Origin of the sequence: Fictibacillus barbaricus, assembly GCF_014635025.1 — a bacterium.
Lineage (GTDB): Bacteria > Bacillota > Bacilli > Bacillales > Fictibacillaceae > Fictibacillus > Fictibacillus barbaricus.
Window position 1 is genome coordinate 1,779,915 of the sequence record NZ_BMCE01000001.1, and the last position, 18,571, is coordinate 1,798,485.

At 41.4% G+C, this 18,571-nt stretch carries 17 protein-coding genes and 1 other RNA gene; all 18 read left to right on the forward strand.

Features of this window, described 5'->3' with window-relative positions; all coding sequences use genetic code 11:
* Positions 1-16: 16 nt before the first annotated feature.
* The 18 genes from IEV52_RS08925 to IEV52_RS09010 all read left to right on the forward strand — a co-directional run bounded on the left by IEV52_RS08925 (position 17) and on the right by IEV52_RS09010 (position 18,557).
* On the forward strand, positions 17-205 hold the full coding sequence (locus tag IEV52_RS08925; protein WP_188402095.1) for a hypothetical protein: 189 nt from the start codon (positions 17-19) through the stop codon (positions 203-205).
* A 127-nt stretch (positions 206-332) separates the two neighbouring features.
* Positions 333-524 (forward strand): alpha/beta-type small acid-soluble spore protein, encoded by a 192-nt coding sequence (locus tag IEV52_RS08930; protein ID WP_188402096.1) that lies wholly within the window; start codon positions 333-335, stop codon positions 522-524.
* 154 nt (positions 525-678) lie between these two features.
* Entirely contained in the window at positions 679-1,458 is a 780-nt protein-coding gene (locus IEV52_RS08935) for a metalloregulator ArsR/SmtB family transcription factor (protein WP_188402097.1), read from the forward strand.
* A 10-nt stretch (positions 1,459-1,468) separates the two neighbouring features.
* Positions 1,469-1,909, forward strand: coding sequence for an SRPBCC family protein (locus IEV52_RS08940; RefSeq protein WP_188402098.1), 441 nt, complete (start codon positions 1,469-1,471; stop codon positions 1,907-1,909).
* A 112-nt stretch (positions 1,910-2,021) separates the two neighbouring features.
* Positions 2,022-2,870: a tryptophan 2,3-dioxygenase gene (gene kynA / locus IEV52_RS08945; protein WP_188402099.1), complete on the forward strand. Its 849-nt coding sequence runs from the start codon at positions 2,022-2,024 to the stop codon at positions 2,868-2,870.
* A 95-nt stretch (positions 2,871-2,965) separates the two neighbouring features.
* Positions 2,966-3,769 (forward strand): DNA-formamidopyrimidine glycosylase, encoded by an 804-nt coding sequence (gene mutM / locus IEV52_RS08950; RefSeq protein ID WP_188402100.1) that lies wholly within the window; start codon positions 2,966-2,968, stop codon positions 3,767-3,769.
* A gap of 189 nt (positions 3,770-3,958) precedes the next feature.
* Positions 3,959-6,241 (forward strand): DEAD/DEAH box helicase, encoded by a 2,283-nt coding sequence (locus tag IEV52_RS08955; RefSeq protein ID WP_188402101.1) that lies wholly within the window; start codon positions 3,959-3,961, stop codon positions 6,239-6,241.
* On the forward strand, positions 6,225-7,487 hold the full coding sequence (locus IEV52_RS08960; protein WP_188402102.1) for a ribonuclease H-like domain-containing protein: 1,263 nt from the start codon (positions 6,225-6,227) through the stop codon (positions 7,485-7,487). Before IEV52_RS08955 ends, IEV52_RS08960 begins: the two co-directional genes overlap by 17 nt.
* A gap of 412 nt (positions 7,488-7,899) precedes the next feature.
* Positions 7,900-8,460, forward strand: coding sequence for an SLOG family protein (locus tag IEV52_RS08965; RefSeq protein WP_188402103.1), 561 nt, complete (start codon positions 7,900-7,902; stop codon positions 8,458-8,460).
* A gap of 82 nt (positions 8,461-8,542) precedes the next feature.
* Complete coding sequence (gpsB, locus tag IEV52_RS08970; protein WP_188402104.1) at positions 8,543-8,857, forward strand: cell division regulator GpsB; 315 nt, start codon at positions 8,543-8,545, stop codon at positions 8,855-8,857.
* A gap of 76 nt (positions 8,858-8,933) precedes the next feature.
* Positions 8,934-9,340: RNase P RNA component class B (gene rnpB / locus IEV52_RS08975), an RNA gene on the forward strand.
* 135 nt (positions 9,341-9,475) lie between these two features.
* Complete coding sequence (locus IEV52_RS08980; RefSeq protein WP_188402105.1) at positions 9,476-10,621, forward strand: THUMP domain-containing class I SAM-dependent RNA methyltransferase; 1,146 nt, start codon at positions 9,476-9,478, stop codon at positions 10,619-10,621.
* A gap of 421 nt (positions 10,622-11,042) precedes the next feature.
* Positions 11,043-11,222 carry a hypothetical protein gene (locus IEV52_RS08985; RefSeq protein WP_188402106.1) on the forward strand — a complete coding sequence of 60 codons (180 nt, stop codon included), beginning with the start codon at positions 11,043-11,045 and terminating at the stop codon, positions 11,220-11,222.
* A 93-nt stretch (positions 11,223-11,315) separates the two neighbouring features.
* Positions 11,316-12,836 carry a carboxypeptidase M32 gene (locus IEV52_RS08990; protein WP_188402107.1) on the forward strand — a complete coding sequence of 507 codons (1,521 nt, stop codon included), beginning with the start codon at positions 11,316-11,318 and terminating at the stop codon, positions 12,834-12,836.
* 120 nt (positions 12,837-12,956) lie between these two features.
* Positions 12,957-13,364: a CoA-binding protein gene (locus IEV52_RS08995; RefSeq protein ID WP_188402108.1), complete on the forward strand. Its 408-nt coding sequence runs from the start codon at positions 12,957-12,959 to the stop codon at positions 13,362-13,364.
* Between the two features lie 224 nt (positions 13,365-13,588).
* Entirely contained in the window at positions 13,589-15,529 is a 1,941-nt protein-coding gene (parE, locus tag IEV52_RS09000) for a DNA topoisomerase IV subunit B (RefSeq protein ID WP_205724071.1), read from the forward strand.
* Between the two features lie 13 nt (positions 15,530-15,542).
* The gene (gene parC / locus IEV52_RS09005; RefSeq protein WP_188402110.1) at positions 15,543-17,987 is read left to right on the forward strand and encodes a DNA topoisomerase IV subunit A; all 2,445 of its coding nucleotides are present in this window, start codon (positions 15,543-15,545) and stop codon (positions 17,985-17,987) included.
* Positions 17,988-18,050: 63 nt separating this feature from the next.
* Positions 18,051-18,557: a metal-dependent hydrolase gene (locus tag IEV52_RS09010; RefSeq protein ID WP_188402111.1), complete on the forward strand. Its 507-nt coding sequence runs from the start codon at positions 18,051-18,053 to the stop codon at positions 18,555-18,557.
* Positions 18,558-18,571 lie beyond the last annotated feature (14 nt).

The window sequence follows — 18,571 nt, forward strand, 5'->3', positions numbered from 1 at the left end:
GAAAGGGTGCAAAGAGATGCTGCCGATTGTGTTTCCAGAAAATAAACTTGAGTATATTCCAGCTTTTATAACACTTGCGATCTTTACAATCTTCGCTTGGAGAACAGTTGTATTCTTTAAAAGACATTCAGCAAAAGAGTTAAAGAGAGCCCAACTAATAGAAGAAGATTTATTAAGTAAAGAGCCGAAGAACAAGGACTTATAACAAGTTCTTGTTTTTTTTGAAAAAAAATATATTTCTATGAATAGGTTTTCAAAATCAAAACATACTACTTGTAACGGAAAACAAAAAAGTTTTTCGTACATATTATCTCCCAAAGGAGGGAAATCACATGGCACGTAACAACAACAGCAACCAAATCGTGGTTCCTGGAGCACAAGGAGCTCTTGATGCAATGAAACAAGAGATCGCTGCTGAGTTCGGAGTACAACTTGGACCAGACACGACTTCTCGTGCAAACGGATCTGTAGGTGGCGAAATCACTAAGCGCCTTGTAGCTCAAGCGCTAGGCGGACTTCGTTAATTTGTAACCTCCTTGTAAGAAAACCTCAGGATTCGTCCTGGGGTTTATTTTTTTATAGACTACTTAAATTTAATATGTTACTATTTAGTCACATATTAAATGTTACCAGAAGGTCACATCTTAGGCTTATGAAAGTTGGTGAGAAATAACCTAGATGATTAATAATGATCTTGTTGAAACTTTTAAAGCCTTATCACATCCAATTCGAATTGGTATCTTAGATGAGTTGAAAAAACAACCATTAACGACCGGGGAAATTAGTGAAAAGTATGATGTTTCAAGATATGCGATTATGAAACATCTTGCTGTTTTGGTAGACGCTAAACTAGTCCTTGTACGTCGAATGGGGAGACAGAGGGTTAATTACCTTAATGTAATCCCGTTGCAAGAGCTTTATAACAGATGGGTCAGTAAATATGAGGCGCCACATGCATCTTCACTTCACCATCTGAAAAATTTAGCAGAAGAAAGGGAGAAACAAACGATGGATCAAACTAAAGCAAAAAAGATAGATTCGTTTCAGATTGAACAAGAAGTAGTTATTCATGCAACAAAAGAAACAGTTTTCAAAGCATTGACCGAAGACATTAATAATTGGTGGAAGTTTAGAGTTGGCGAGGAGAATTCTAAATTGATCTTTGAGCCTTACCTTTCAGGACGATTTTATGAAGAGTGGGGTAATGGAGGAGCATTGTGGGGAAATATAACTTATATAAAAGAAAATGAGGAAATCCGGCTAAATGGACTTCTAGGAATGTCTGGTGCGGTGAATAGCTTTTATTCCTACAGATTAACTGAGGATGGAGAGCAGACGATATTGCAGTTGACTCATCAAGCCACAGGTTTTCTTGAACCACATTGGGAAGATGCTCATCGTCATGGCTGGAATGAACTGCTTGCTGTAAATCTGAAAAAATTTGTTGAGCAGCAATAGGAATCGTTGCATGGTTGATGTGAAAACAGAGATTCTAATACATTGTCCGAAAGAGAAAGCAGCCGAATATGCGGCTGATCCAGATCGAGCTCCTGAATGGTATGTCAACATAAAAGCAGCTGAGTGGAAGACAGAAAAACCGCTGAAGATAGGTTCGAAGGTAGCTTTTATAGCTCATTTTTTAGGGAGGAAATTAGAGTATATATATGAGATAGTAGAATATGTTCCTGAGCAAAAGCTTGTCATGAGAACAGCTGATGGTCCTTTCCCTATGGAAACCACGTATACGTGGCATATGGAAGATGCTTATACCACACGAATGACTTTACGAAATAAAGGTGTTCCTTCAGGCTTCTCTACATTATTTACCCCATTTATGTCACTGATGATGAAGAGTGCAAACAAGAAAGATTTGCGTAAGATCAAGCAAATAATTGAACAGAACCATTAGATTGATTATAAGAATCAGTCTTTTTTCTTAACATTTATGAAATGAGGACTTAAAAATCATGTATAATGAAAGCGATAACACAATAGTTAACATGTCCAGGGGAGTGGATCATATGACAGAACAGAGAAAATTGGACAGCAAAGAAACAGAAAAAGGAATTTATACCGATTTTATCAACCACATGACGTACGGAGAATATCTGAATCTTGACCAGATCTTATCTGCTCAGAAAAGGCTTTCTGGTCATCACGATGAGATGTTGTTTATTATCATTCATCAAGTGACTGAACTATGGATGAAACTGATCCTGCACGAAACACGATCAGCGATTTCTGCTATAGAAGGTGGCAACCTTCATTCTGCTTTTAAGATGCTTGCTCGTGTTTCAAAGATTCAATCACAAATCATCGAATCATGGGATGTACTCTCAACGTTAACTCCAGCAGAATACATGGAATTTCGTGATAAGCTTGGACAAGCATCTGGCTTCCAATCGTATCAATACCGCATGATTGAATTTGCTCTAGGTTATAAGACACCTCATATTTTAGAGATCTATAAAAAAGATGCGGATCTTCACGAACAACTAACAGCTGCTCTTCATACACCGAGTCTTTATGATGTATCCATTCAGGCACTGGCTAAAGCTGGACTTCCTATTGATGAAGAAGTACTGAACCGTGATGTTACAAAAAGATATGAGTACAACAGCTCTGTTGAGTCAGCATGGCTTGAAGTCTATAAGAACGTGGAGAAGTATTGGGATCTTTATGAATTAGCTGAAAAGCTGGTAGACATTGAAGATTGGCTACAGCAATGGCGATTCCGCCATATGAAGACAGTTGAGCGTATTATTGGCTTTAAAGTAGGAACAGGTGGCTCATCAGGGGTTAACTATTTGAAAAAAGTATTAGATCAACGTTTCTTCCCAGAGCTTTGGGATTTGCGTACAAGTATTTAAGTTAGAGAGGATGGCTGATATCAGCCATCCTTTTTGTTTACATAAATATGCGGACCAGCTCAATACTAAGGATAGAAAGATAAGGAGTTGGGATCATGCCTGAACTGCCAGAAATGGAGACGTACAGAGAATTTTTAAGTCGCAATATCCTGCATAAACCGATAACGCATGTGGAGATTAATAGAGAAAAATCGATCAATACACCAATCCAGAAGTTTATCGAATCCGTCCAAGGGAAACATATTACCTCGATAAAAAGAAGAGCCAAGCATCTTATATTTGAGTTGAGCACAGGCGAAAACCTCTTGCTTCATCTCATGCTAGGGGGTTTGATGTTTCTAGGAAGTAAGAACAACAGTCCGGATCGCACAAAACAGGTGATTTTAGAATTTAGTGAACTCCAGCTTAATTTTATAGGACTGCGACTAGGATATCTCCACTTATTAGATAAAGAAGGACTAGCCGAGAAGCTTGATGAACTTGGACCTGAGCCTTTTGAGATGGATTTAAAGGATTTTCAAGAACGGATCAGCAAGAAAAAAGGGGCATTAAAACCACTATTAGTGGACCAAAAGTTTATTGCGGGAATCGGTAACTGTTATTCAGACGAGATTTGTTTTGAAGCAAGACTAGACCCTATACGTAAAGCAAGTGACTTAACTGATGCTGAAATGAAAAATCTGTTTGAAGCGATAGAACCTGTTTTAAAAAGAGCCATCCAGCACGGGGGTTACATGGATTTCCCCATGTATGAAGGCGATACAAAAACGGGGAATTACAATGATAACGTTCTTGTTTATGAAAGGGAAGGAGAAAGGTGTTATCGGTGCGGCGCTGAAATAAAAAGGGTGGAAAGCTCAACTGTAAAATCATTTTATTGTCCGCACTGCCAAATATAATAACTATTCTTTCTAAGACTTCATTAACTTAATGTTGTCTTTATATATTGGTGGGGGATGGTTTTTCAATAACAATATCTTATCCATAACAGAAAAAAAGGATAAAACCGACGGGACTTGAACATTACGTTTAAGTCCTTGTTTCATTACGAACAAATATTCGTTAAAATAGAGAGTGAGGTGGTAAACATGTTTCGAAAAAAATCCATCCAGCAAGTAATGGATGTTTTGCGAGAAACTGAAATTTCAAATCAAATCGTGCACTGGAAGACGATCGAACCAAGAGAAGCGGTTTTTGTTCCACTTCCAGAATCTTTGCATCCAAATATTCGATCTGCTCTGCAAAAAAGAGGGATCTCTTCCTTATATATTCATCAGTTATCTGCATATGAAGCAGCACTGCGAAATGAAAGCTTTGTCGCAGTCACACCAACAGCTTCTGGAAAAACACTTTGCTACAACCTGCCTGTTCTACAAGAGGTAGCGAACAATCCAGAAGCAAGAGCACTTTATCTTTTTCCAACAAAAGCACTCGCTCAAGATCAAAAATCAGAAATCAATGAACTGATCGATGAGATGGGATTAGATATTAAAAGCTACACGTATGATGGCGATACCCCGGCGAACATCCGCCAAGTGGTGCGAAAAGCAGGGAACATCGTCATGACGAACCCCGATATGCTTCATGCTGCTGTTCTCCCGCATCATACGAAATGGGTGGCTTTATTTGAGAACTTAAAGTATGTCGTCATCGATGAGTTGCATACATACAGAGGGGTTTTCGGAAGTCATGTAGCGAATGTCATCCGACGACTTAAGCGCATCTGTAACTTTTATGGAAGCGATCCGATCTTTATCTGTACATCAGCAACGATCGCGAATCCAAAAGAGTTAGCAGAACAGCTGACGGGCAACCCGATGACTCTGATCGACAACAATGGTGCTCCTGCTGGTCGGAAACATTTTTTGTTCTATAACCCGCCCGTCGTGAACAAACCGCTTAACGTGAGACGAAGTGCAACACTCGAAGCCAGAAATCTTGCGAAGCTGTTCTTGGAAAATCACATTCAGACCATCGTTTTTGCGAGGAGCCGTGTAAGAGTGGAGATTCTGCTGACTTACTTACAAGAACTTGTGAAGAAGGAGTTTGGTACGAAATCCATTCAAGGCTACCGCGGCGGCTATCTGCCAAAACAGCGAAGAGCCATCGAAAAAGGTCTTCGAAACGGAGAGATCAAGGGTGTTGTTTCAACGAACGCCCTTGAACTTGGCGTCGATATCGGGCAGCTTCATGCTTGTATCTTAACAGGGTATCCAGGTTCTATCGCGAGTGCGTGGCAACAAGCAGGCCGAGCAGGACGCCGACAGGATGAGAGTGTAGTGATAATGGTCGCTTCCTCATCACCACTCGACCAATATGTGATTCAAAATCCGGATTACTTCTTTGGACGATCACCAGAATCTGCACGCATGAATCCTGATAACTTAATCATCTTAGTGGATCACCTGAAATGTGCGGCTTATGAACTGCCGTTTCAAGAAAGCGAAAAGTTCGGTGATCAAGAGATTGATGATGTCCTTGAATTTTTAGTTGATGAGCAAGTACTTCATAAAAGAGGGAAGCACTTTTATTGGATGAATGATTCATTTCCCGCTCATAACATCTCGCTTCGATCTGCGTCCCAGGAAAATGTGGTGATCATTGATCAAACGAATGTCGCGGATGTGAAAGTGATCGGAGAGATGGATCGCTTCAGTTCGATGACTCTTCTTCATGAAGAAGCTATCTACCTTCACCAGGGTACACAATATCAAGTGGAAAAACTCGATTATGAGGAGAAGAAAGCATTCGTTCGTGAAGTGGACGTTGACTATTTTACAGATGCAAATCTTGCTGTTTCCTTAAACGTGCTCGAAGTGGACAAAGAAACAAAAAACGAACAAAACGCAAAAGCATACGGTGATGTTATGGTCGTAGCAAAAGCGACGATTTTTAAGAAGATCAAATTCGAAACACACGATAACATCGGTTCAGGCCCAATTCATTTACCCGAAGAAGAGCTTCACACTTCAGCGACATGGCTTACGTTTCAAAATGAAGATTTGACCGAAGAAAAGCTAGAAGCAGGTTTATTAGGGATTGCGCACGTGTTGCGTCACGTGGCGCCGCTATTTGTGATGTGTGATGCGAACGACTTGCATGTTGTCCCACAAGTAAAAGCAGTTCATAATCAACTCCCTACGATCTTTATCTACGATCGTTATCCGGGAGGCATCGGACTTAGTGAAAAAGTGTTTGGGGCATGGGATACAGTGCTGGATCAAGCACTTTCCATGATTGAACGATGTCCATGTGAAAAGGGCTGTCCGTCTTGTACTGGAACGCTCGAAGAAGGTAACAACAGCAAAGAGCTTTCAGTGAAATTGATTCGTCAGATAAAAGGAGTGCCGCATCATGTCGATTCAAAATAAACTGAACCGCCTAAAAAAACATATGGTGAACCATGTTTCGACAGCTCCATCTCAAACAAAAGCGGCTATAGAAGTCTCCCGGAAAACGATAGAACATGCGGAATATTGGGATAGGTTTGGTGCATCTCCCTACTTTTTTGAAGATGATTATTGCATCATACGCAAAGTTCAATACCCTCTCGATCATGCATGGGGCCGGTACCGTTTTTCCGATGTGAAAGAAGCTGTTTCAACATGGCAGGATGTAAAGGCAAGCCATCCACTGAACGCTAAAGATCTGGATGCTTCTGACCTTTTATTCTTTGATACCGAGACAACCGGCTTAAGTGGCGGGGCGGGCAATACCATCTTTATGCTCGGAATGAGCCAGATAAAAGAAGATCACGTTTCTGTTCATCAGTTTTTCTTGCCAGGACCAGGGTCAGAAGTAGCGCTTTATCATTACTTTTTGAATCATGTAAAAGAACTGCGAAACCTTGTAACCTATAACGGCAAATCGTTTGATTGGCCGCAGGTAAAAACGCGTCATACGTTAATTCGGGATTTTGTACCTTCCTTACCGGAGTTTGGACACTTTGATCTCTTGCATGGAGCCAGAAGGCTATGGAAAGACTCACTTCCTGCTGTAAAGCTTTCTGTTGTTGAAAAAGAGATATTGGGTGTTAACCGTATACACGATACTCCTGGTTTTTTAGCACCGATGCTCTATTTCCAGTATTGCAATGAAGGAGATCCGTCATTGCTAGAAGGTGTTTTTCAGCATAACGAATGGGATGTACTTTCGTTAATAACACTCTATACGCACATGTCTGGACTCGTTACAGGGAAAAGCTTCCGAACGGAGAAGGAAACGTACGAAGCGGCCCGGTGGTTTGAAGCATTGAATGAACATGAACAATCAATCGAATTTTATAATGAGGTTCTTAATACCGGCACTTCTCTCCTTTTTCAATCAAAAAAGTCTTTAGCCGCACTTTACAAAAAGCAAAATAAAATTGACGTTTCCGTTCAATATTGGCATGATCTGCTCCAGGAAAATGATTTGGATGAAGAGCCGGCAGTAGAGCTCTCTAAATATTATGAGCATGTACAAAAAGATTATGAAAAAGCATTGCATTTTGCACTTTTGGCATATTCGATCTGGAAGGGCAAAAAAAGGTTAACAAAGAGGAAAGAAGAGCAGGAAAAACAGGCGTTTGCAAAAAGAATCGAACGATTGGAGCAACGAATCATCCAATATTCGTAAAAATTCGTCAAATTTATGAATTTATTCAAAATATCTCTTCTCAATTGCCTTTGTTTTTTGTAGAATAAGAAAGGACATGAAAATGTTTTTGAGAAAATAAATTTCCCCTCTTTTTATTCCCCGGGTAAGCGCAAAATACGCCATAAAACCTAATGTTTCTACATGGTTTTCGTCAATGTTCTGTGTTGTTCGATTGTTTTCGCAAGATAGCCGGTTAAGTGCGAAGAGGGAAATGATATATTTTAATGCATGGAGAGATGGGAATTGAAGCAGTGGATTGTCGTTCTATTTTTTGTTGTAGTCGGTTTGACGCTCATGATTGGCAATGAAATTAGTCACTCAACACAAAACTTTTAATGGAAAGCCCGGCTATGAACAAGCCGGGTGTTTTCATTAACAGGGGGTTTCCTATATGCTTCAAACGTTACTGATCAGTGGTTATAAAGCCCATGAGCTAGGCATATTTAGTGACAAACACGAAGGGGTATACTACATAAAAAAAGCACTTCAGCAGCGAATTACTTCTTTGATCGATGAAGGTTTGGAATGGGTGATCGTCAGCGGCCAGCCAGGAGTAGAAATGTGGGCTGCCGAAGTAGTGTTTGATTTGCAGCTTGATCACCCAGATCTTAAGCTTGCTGTTATTACACCATTTTTGGAACAGGAAGCCCGATGGAAAGAAAATGTGCAAGAGAAATATCATGAAATTTTATCGCAGGCAGATTTTGTTGATTCAGTCAGCCGAAAGCCTTATGAGTCGCCCGTGCAGCTTCGTGTAAAGAACCAGTTCCTCGTGCAAAAGAGCGATGCGATTTTACTTCTTTACGACGAAGAAAAGGATGGTTCGCCGAAGTATTATCTTCATGCAGCCAAACAAAAGCAGGAAATGGATAATTCATACGAAATATTTTATATTACTCCGTATGACTTGGATGTTCTTGTACAAGAAGAACAATGGAATCGCAGTGAATGAGAGAGAGTAAAGTAGAAAGAAATTGACATTTAGGTCATGTAGTGAAAAAATAAATTTAGAATCTTTGTGTGAGGTGATTCACATGAGTGAACAACGTTTTCATTTGACGGCAAAAGAAATTTTGGAAAAAGACTTTAAACAAGGCTTTCGAGGCTATGATCAAGACGAAGTAGACAAATTCTTAGATTTGATCATTAAGGATTATGAGAACTTCCAAAAAGAGTACGATGCGGTGGTCCAGGAAAACAATCGCTTGCGTCGGGAAGCTCAAAGTTCTTCTGATCAACAGCAGACACGACGAATGCCTTCAGTAACATCAAGCACGACAAACTCAGATATTCTCCAGCGTTTGTCTAACTTGGAAAAACATGTTTTTGGCAGCAAATTATACGATTGATTCCAGTTTTTATCCATTTGTTTTTATTATTTCAGCATGCTATAATGAATCTTGCTTTTAAAAAACTGAATCAATAACGTTCGGGTAATCGCTGGACCTATTTTAGGTTTAGAGGAAAGTCCATGCTCGCACGGATCTGAGATGACCGTAATGATCGTGCCTGGCCAAAAAATAAGCCAGGGTAGCTTGGTTTGCTCTTTGGAGCTTACTGGGCTAACGGCAGGGAACGCACCTAAGTCCTTTGGATATGGTGTTAATACCTTGAAAGTGCCACAGTGACGTAGTCCCGATGGAAACAGAGGGAGTGGAACGCGGTAAACCCCACGAGCGAGAAACCCAAATTATGGTAGGGGAGTTTCCCACTTCGGAATTGAACGAATGGGAGAACAAGAAGCTAAGGCTTTTTGTAGATAGATGATTACCACCGGTGTACGAGGCAACCAGCCGCTCGCAGTACTAAGGAACAGAACATGGCTTACAGAACGTTATTGGTACCTAAATTAAAGCTGAATGAGGGCCCCGCTTACCGGGGCTTTTTCTATTTACATAAAAAAAGAGTTCGAAATAAGGGTATACTTAAAACTATACTAAACCCAAGAGTATAAGGAGTTTATGATTATGGCACAATTACGACTGCTGGCAACAGCAGCTATGGGGTTAGAAGCCCTTGTAGCGAATGAAGTGCGTGCACTAGGTTTTGAGAACGTAAAAGTAGAGAACGGAAGAATCTATTTTGACGGAGATGAGAAAGCGCTTGTAAAAGCAAATCTATGGCTCAGGACAGCTGACCGCGTAAAACTTGTGGTCGGTGAATTTAAAGCAGAAACGTTTGATGAACTGTTTGAAAAAACAAAGGCACTTCCATGGGCAGATTATATCCCAGAGGACGGTGAGTTCCCTGTTATCGGACGGTCTGTTAAATCGAAGCTTTTTTCGGTATCTGACTGCCAGGCGATCGTAAAGAAAGCAGTTGTGGATCATTTAAAAACAGAATACAACCGTAAAACGTGGTTCCCGGAAGATGGGGCTTTATACAGAATTGAAGTAGCCCTTCACAAAGACATCGCAACATTAACAATCGATACAAGTGGCACAGGTCTTCATAAGCGCGGCTACCGAGAGCTGCATTCGGGTGCCCCGATTAAAGAAACGATGGCAGCGGCACTTATCATGCTGACGAACTGGACACCGGATAAGCCATTCAGAGACCCATTCTGTGGTTCAGGAACATTGCCGATTGAAGCTGCGATGATCGGTCAAAACATCGCTCCAGGACTTAACCGCGAATTTGCTTCTGAAAACTGGGACTGGATCGATAAAAAAGTGTGGTATGAAGCGGTTGGAGAAGCACAAGATGTAGCAAAATATGATCTGCCGTTAGATATCCAAGGATCTGATATCGACCATAAGATGATCGAGCTTTCCAAGAACAATGCAAATGAAGCGGGATTTGAAGGGTTTATCACGTTCAAACAGATGCAAGTGAGGGATTTTACAACTAGAAAGGATTACGGCTATCTTGTTACGAATCCGCCGTACGGAGAGCGTCTTGGTGAACGAGAAGAAGTTGCCCAGATGTATCGTGATCTAGGCGACGCCATGAGACCGTATGATACGTGGAGTGTGTATGTGATCACTTCGAATGAGAAGTTCGAAGAGTATTACGGCAGAGCCGCAACAAAAAAGCGTAAATTATACAACGGAGATCTGAAGACAGATTATTATCAGTACTTTGGAAAGAGACCTCCGAGACAACAATCCTAATTTTAATGAAGAGACCGCTCTATACACGAACGATTCCGTTCAGTTTGAGCGGTCTTTTATTATGAACATAAACCCGAAAATTTCACGTACCGTAAGTTAAAATAATTTTTAAAAATATAAAACAAGATTAATAAGACAATGCAGATAATGGCTGTTTTTGTCGACTCGCTGAAATATCTTGAAAACTCGCTGTATTTATAAAGAATCTCGCCGGATTATACTCTAAACTCGCCGGAAAAACCCCTGAAGTTAAAGAATTACGGAGATAGACTAAATATTTTAGGGCTGACTCAAATGAGAAAGCCCGTTTTATTTTATTTTGGCGGTTTAAATACAGCATTGAGTTAAAATTTGTTTGGTTTAAAGAGATTAAGAACCTGTACATACTATTCCTATAATCAAACGAAAGCAGGTTTTTATTATGTACACACAATTTAGTCATATAGAGAGCATTAAAAAGGCTTATCATAATCTTCATCCGCATTTGGAAGATCATCATAAGGATGAAATTCACAAGGTTCTTCATCAATCGATCGGACATGTTAACAATATTGATCCGTCTTTTTCGCCATATGCTGAAATGTTTAAGGAAGATTTTTAAGAAAAACAAAAACGACCAGCAGGACTTTTTTATTGTGTCACGAATTCCTATAACGGTATGTTTTTTATGAAACTGTGAAGGGATGGAAATGATATGACACAAACTAAACTAACTGTTGAAAAAGAATTCCTAGAGTATGTAAAAAAAATGGTGCACGTGAATGAAGCGATCGGTCTCATGTACTGGGATATGCGCACAGGAGCTCCAAAAAAGGGTGTAGAACAACGCTCTGAAGTAATCGGGACTTTGTCTTCAGACGTATTTGCAATGTCAACTTCTGAAGAGATGAAGACGTTTATTGTAGAACTTTCTAAGCCGGAAGTTCAAGACTCGTTATCTGAGGTTACAAAAAAGACGCTAGAAGAAGTGAAGAAGGACTATGAGCGAAACGCAAAGATTCCTCCAGCGGAATTTAAGGAATATGTAATTCTTCAATCAAAGGCTGAGACTGTGTGGGAAGAAGCAAAGACAAAATCTGACTTCTCCTTATTCCAGCCTTACTTAGAAAAACTTGTTGAGTTCAATAAGAAGTTTATCGGGTATTGGGGCTATGAAGGCAACAAGTACAACACACTTCTGGATATGTATGAGCCAGGTGTGACGGTTGAGATCTTGGATGAAACATTCTCGAAACTTCGTGACCGAATCGTACCCCTTCTTCAAAAAGTAACAGAAGCAGGGCAGCCTGAAACGAAATTCTTGTTCGACCACTTCCCGAAAGATAAGCAAAAAGAGTTTAGTCTCCATGTATTAAAAGACATGGGTTACGATTTTGATTCTGGCCGTCTGGATGAAACGGTTCACCCATTTGCAATCGGTTTGAACCCTGGGGATGTTCGTGTGACCACAAAATATATGGAGAATGATTTCCGTACAGCCGTTTTCGGAACGATTCATGAAGGTGGACATGCTCTTTATGAGCAGAATATTTCAGATGAGCTTGTTGGAACACCACTTGCTACAGGTACTTCTATGGGTATCCATGAGTCACAATCCCTATTCTGGGAAAACTTTGTCGGCCGTCACTTTGGTTTCTGGAAAAATCATTATTCAACACTTAAGAATGTTTCAGGTGCTCAGTTTAACGGTGTTGAACTGGAAGATTTCTACCGTTCGATCAACATAGTTGAGCCATCGCTGATCCGTATTGAAGCAGATGAGATGACGTACCCGCTTCATGTTATCGTTCGTTACGAGATTGAAAAAGGTCTATTTAACGATGAGATCGAAGTGAAAGATCTTCCGCGGATCTGGAACGAGAAGATGCAGGAGTATATTGGTGTAACTCCGAAAAACGATGCTGAAGGTGTGCTTCAGGATGTTCACTGGTCAGGCGGAAGCTTCGGTTACTTCCCATCATACGCATTAGGCTACATCTACGCTGCACAGCTTAAGAATGCGATGCTAAATGACATTCCTGACTTCGATGCACTTGTAGAATCAGGTAACCTTCTTCCGATTAAAGAATGGCTGACGAAGAATGTTCATCAGTTCGGTAAGATGAAAAAGCCGATTGAGATTCTTAAAGACGTAACCGGTGAAGGATTGAACCCGGATCATCTGATCGCTTACTTTGAGAAGAAGTACAGCGATATCTACCGCTTAAACGGATAATGAACTTTCAGCCGGCGCCTCTCAAGGCATCTTGAGGTAGCCGGCTTTTTCACGAAAATGTTTCATTTGTATGAATTTTGTCTAAAATCTATATAAAAATGATATTAGGAGGAAAATAGTATGGGAGCAGCATCAACAGAGGATATTAAGAATCTTTTAAAATTAAGAAAACGAATTGCTGTAGTTGGTCTTTCCGATCAGCCGTTTCGAACATCTTATATGGTTTCAGCATATATGCAGAAGGCCGGTTATGAGATCATTCCCGTTAATCCTAATGTCACAGAAGTATTAGGGCAAAAAGCATATGCTACACTAGAAGAGATAGAAGGACATGTCGATATCGTCAATGTGTTTCGGCGCAGTGAATTTTTGCCAGAAGCAGCTCGGTCGGCTGTTGCTATTAAAGCAGGTTTCTTCTGGGCGCAGTTAGGTTTATACAATGCTGAAGCAGAACAGATTTTGCAAAGTGCGACGATTCCTTATATTATGGATAAGTGCATTAAAGTGGAACATGCTATGATACGGTAGTAATGAACCACCCGCAGACATACGGGTGGTTTTCCCATGCTTAGCTGCATTGTCGCTTTTCTAGAGAAATATTCTTTTATACACTAAAGGTTTTAGGTCTCTATACCGAGAAATAAGAGGAGAATATACAGTCAATAGTAGTATAGAAACAAACGTTCTGCTATTATAGTAGTACTGCAGTAACGTGAAAGGAGCAACACATTTTGGCAAGTAATAAATCATTCATGGAATATAACGATGATGCCATACAGGTGCTCGAGGGCTTAGAAGCTGTTCGTAAGCGTCCAGGTATGTATATCGGCAGTACGGATGCCAGAGGTTTGCATCACCTCGTTTATGAAATTGTAGATAACGCCGTTGACGAAGCGTTAGGCGGCTTCGGTGATTACATACATGTGAAAATACACAAAGATAACAGTGTGTCAGTATCAGATGATGGCCGTGGAATGCCAACTGGTATGCATAAGCTCGGAAAACCAACACCAGAAATCATCTTTACTGTACTTCACGCTGGAGGAAAGTTCGGACAGGGCGGATACAAAACATCCGGTGGTCTTCACGGTGTAGGGGCATCTGTTGTCAACGCTCTATCCGAATGGCTTGAAGTAACGATCCACCGAGATGGAAAGACATATCGCCAGCGATTTGAGGATGGCGGTAAACCTGTAACAACACTAGAAGTCATCGGAAACACACGCAAGTCTGGAACGACCGTTCATTTCAAACCAGATCCTACGATGTTTTCAACGATCAACTATAACTATGAAACGTTAAGTGAACGTCTGAGAGAAGCAGCTTTCCTTTTAAAAGGAATCAAGATCGTTTTAGAAGATGCTCGTAACGGTGAAAAGGAAGAGTTTCAGTTTGATACAGGTCTTGAAGCCTTCGTTAAATATTTGAATGAAGATAAAGATACACTTCACTCTGTAGTGAGTTTTGAAGGAACACAAAATGAGATCGAAGTTGATTTTGCGTTTCAATACAATGATGGATACGCAGAAAACGTATTATCATTTGTTAACAATGTTCGTACAAAAGATGGCGGAACGCATGAATCTGGTGCGAAGACAGCGATCACACGAAGCATTAACGAATATGCCCGTAAAACAAACATGTTAAAAGAAAAAGATAAGAACCTTGATGGATCCGATATCCGTGAAGGATTAACAGCAGTCGTTTCTGTTCGTATTCCTGAAGAGTTTCTTCAGTTTGAAGGACAGACGAAGAGCAAACTCGGTACGAGTGAAGCACGATCAAGCGTTGACGCGGTTGTAGCTGGGAAGCTCGCTTATTTTCTTGAGGAGAATCCTGCAATAAGTGAAATGCTCATCCGTAAAAGTATTAAAGCTGCACAAGCTCGTGAAGCAGCGCGCAAAGCCCGTGAAGATGCTCGTAACGGGAAGAAGAACAAACGTAAGGATTCCATGCTGAGCGGGAAGCTAACGCCTGCAACTTCGAAAAATCCTGAGCGCAACGAACTGTACCTGGTTGAGGGTGACTCTGCTGGAGGTTCTGCAAAACAAGGACGAGACCGTAAATTCCAGGCGATCTTGCCGCTTCGTGGTAAGGTCATTAACACAGAAAAAGCAAAGCTTGCAGATATTTTTAAAAATGAGGAAATTAACACGATCATTCATGCGATCGGTGCCGGAGTCGGCTCTGATTTTTCCCTGAAAGACGTAAACTACGATAAAATTGTCATTATGACCGATGCGGATACAGATGGTGCCCACATCCAGGTGCTGCTCTTAACGTTCTTCTATCGTTACATGAAGCCGCTCATCGAAGAAGGAAAAGTATTTATCGCGCTTCCTCCTCTCTACAAAGTGAGTAAAGGAACAGGGAAAAAAGAAGTCATCGAGTATGCTTGGGATGAAGATGAGCTGAAAGAGGCACAGAAAAAAGTCGGTAAAGGCTATACCATCCAGCGCTATAAGGGTCTTGGTGAGATGAACGCTGACCAGTTATGGGAAACCACGATGGATCCGGATACACGTACGCTGATCCGTGTACGTATTGATGACGCTGCCCGTGCGGAAAAACGTGTCTCTGTCTTAATGGGTGACAAAGTTGAACCACGACGAAAATGGATAGAAGAACACGTAGCGTTTGGCATTAATGAAGAAACGAACATACTTGATAACGAGAACTTGTCAGCATTCTGAGGAGGTTTAAAGATTGTCACTGCTTGAGAAATTTAGAGAGCTGCCGTTAGAAGACGTAATCGGCGACCGCTTCGGAAGATACAGTAAATACATCATTCAGGAGCGTGCATTACCTGATGCAAGAGATGGCCTGAAACCCGTTCAGCGCCGTATTTTATACGCGATGTTCGCGGAAGGAAACACGAACGACAAACCATACAGAAAATCAGCTAAGACGGTCGGTAACGTAATCGGTAACTATCACCCGCATGGTGACTCTTCCGTTTACGAAGCGATGGTTCGTATGAGCCAGGACTGGAAAGTGAGAAACGTCCTGATCCAGATGCACGGTAACAACGGTAGCATCGACGGGGACCCTGCCGCTGCTATGCGTTATACAGAAGCAAGGCTGTCCGCGATCGCGTCAGAACTTTTGCGCGACATCGATAAAGAGACAGTTGAGTTCGCACCGAACTTTGATGATACAACAGAAGAACCAGTGGTGTTGCCAAGCCGATACCCAAACCTACTTGTAAATGGTTCAACGGGGATCTCTGCTGGTTATGCGACAGATATTCCGCCACATCATCTCGGTGAAGTGATAGATGCGGTTACGATGCAGATCGATAACCCGGATGTTTTACTTGATGAATTAATGACGGTCATCAAAGGACCAGATTTCCCGACAGGCGGAATCGTCCAAGGACTGGATGGAATAAAAAAGGCGTTCGAAACAGGTAAAGGACGTTTTGTGATTCGAGCTAAAACAGAGATCGAGAACTTAAAAGGCGGACGTCAGCAAATTGTCATCACAGAGGTTCCTTTTGAAGTAAACAAAGCGAACCTCGTTAAACGCATGGACGAGCTTCGGTTGGATAAAAAGGTAGACGGAATTGCTGAGATTCGCGATGAGACAGACCGTACAGGACTTCGAATCGTAATTGAGCTTCGAAAAGACGGAAACGCAGAAGGAATCTTAAACTTTTTCTTCAAGAATACCGATCTTCAAGTCTCGTACAACTACAACATGGTTGCGATTCATAACAAAACACCGAAGTTGATGGGCTTAAAAGCCATTCTGCATTCTTATATTCAGCATCAAAAAGAAGTGGTTACACGCCGTACTGCTCATGACTTGAGAAAAGCAGAAGAGCGTTCACACATCGTTGAAGGTTTGATCAAAGCTATTTCAATCCTGGACGAAGTGATCGAAACAATACGAGCTTCAAAAGATAAACGAAACGCCAAAGACAACATCATCGAAAAGTTTCAGTTTTCAGAACCGCAAGCTGAAGCGATCGTTACGTTGCAGCTATATCGTTTAACGAACACTGATATTACGACGCTTCAATCTGAAGCAGAAGAATTGGCTAAGAAAATTACGCATCTGCGTTCGATCCTAGATAGTGAAAAGAAACTGTTTAATGTGATCAAAAAAGAGCTGGCTGAGGTCCAGAAGAAATATGCTGATCCTCGCCGCACGGTGATCGAAGCGGAAATAGAAGAGATCAAGATCGACATGGAAGTGATGATTCCGTCTGAAGACGTAATGGTGACCGTTACGGAAGATGGATATGTGAAACGATCAAGCGTACGCTCCTACAGTGCATCAAACGGTGAACCTCCTGGCATGAAGGATACGGATTCATTGCTGCTCGCTCAACAGCTGAACACAACTGAAACGCTCCTGATGTTTACGAACAAAGGAAACTATATCTATCTCCCCGTGTATGAGATGCCAGAGATCCGCTGGAAGGACATGGGGCAGCATTTAGCGAGTCTCGTTGGACTGGATAAAGATGAGAAACTGATAAAGGCTTATCCCATTAAAGAATTTGCAGAAGATCAGTACCTCATCTTCTTTACGAAGCAAGGTATGGCGAAGAAAACCGAACTCAAGTCTTACAAAGCATCACGCTACAATCGTCCATTGATGGCTGTGAAGTTAAAAGCAGAAGATGAAGTGGTTGACGTTTCGTTGACGAACGGAAAGCAAGACGTCTTTATCACCACACACTTTGGTTTGGGATTATGGTTCGCTGAAGAAGAGATCTCAATCGTCGGCCAAAGAGCGTCTGGTGTAAAAGGGATCAACTTAAAAGCTGGTGATCACGTTGTGAGCGGTTTTGCGCTTTCAGAGGAACCAGAAAAAGCACAAGTGATTATCGCGACACAGCGCGGTGCATTGAAAAAGATGAAGGTATCTGAATTCGATAAATCATCACGAGCAAAACGAGGACTCGTGATGGTAAGAGAATTAAAATCTAATCCACACCGAATCGTCGGTATGAAACTGGTAAGTGAAGACGAAACTCAGTTTGTTCTCGAAACGGAATCAGGCAAAGAAGAAACCGTTTCAGCACAAAGCTATAAACCAGCTGACCGATACAACAACGGTTCGTTCGTTGTAGATACGGGAGAGACAGGACCAATTACACGAATTAAAACATTTATCTCAACCGAACAAACTAAAGAGTAGCGCTTGCTGCTCTTTTTCTTTTTACATAAGGTAAGTCACAACTAGAAAAGAGAGATACCTACCATGAAAAGCAACACACATCTAATCGGCGGAGTAGCAGCTGGTGCGCTCTACAAGACTATGACAGACCTGCCACCAGAAACGCTTCAGCATGAACTGACCTTTTTTGGGGCAGCTGTGCTGGGAAGTCTGCTGCCAGATCTCTGTCACCCAGGGTCTTATATAGGAAAGAAGACTAGCGTTCTTTCAAAAACGATATCCAAAACCTTTGGTCACCGAACCATTACGCATAGCTGGATCATGATTCTACTTGTGATGATGCTGCCGCAATGGATCGACTGGAGGTATGAAGACAGTTTTAGCATGGGTCTAGTCGTTGGGGTGATCTCACATATTTTGCTTGACGCAGCTACTTCAAGAGGAGTTCAGATTCTTTACCCTCTTCCCATACGATTTCGGTTACCGTTTTATACAAAAACTGGTTCGAAAACAGAGAATAACATGGCAGCGATCATCAGTTTACTAGCTGCTGTCTTGATGATTAATACCTATATCGTTTCATTATTTTAGACGGTACAAGCTAA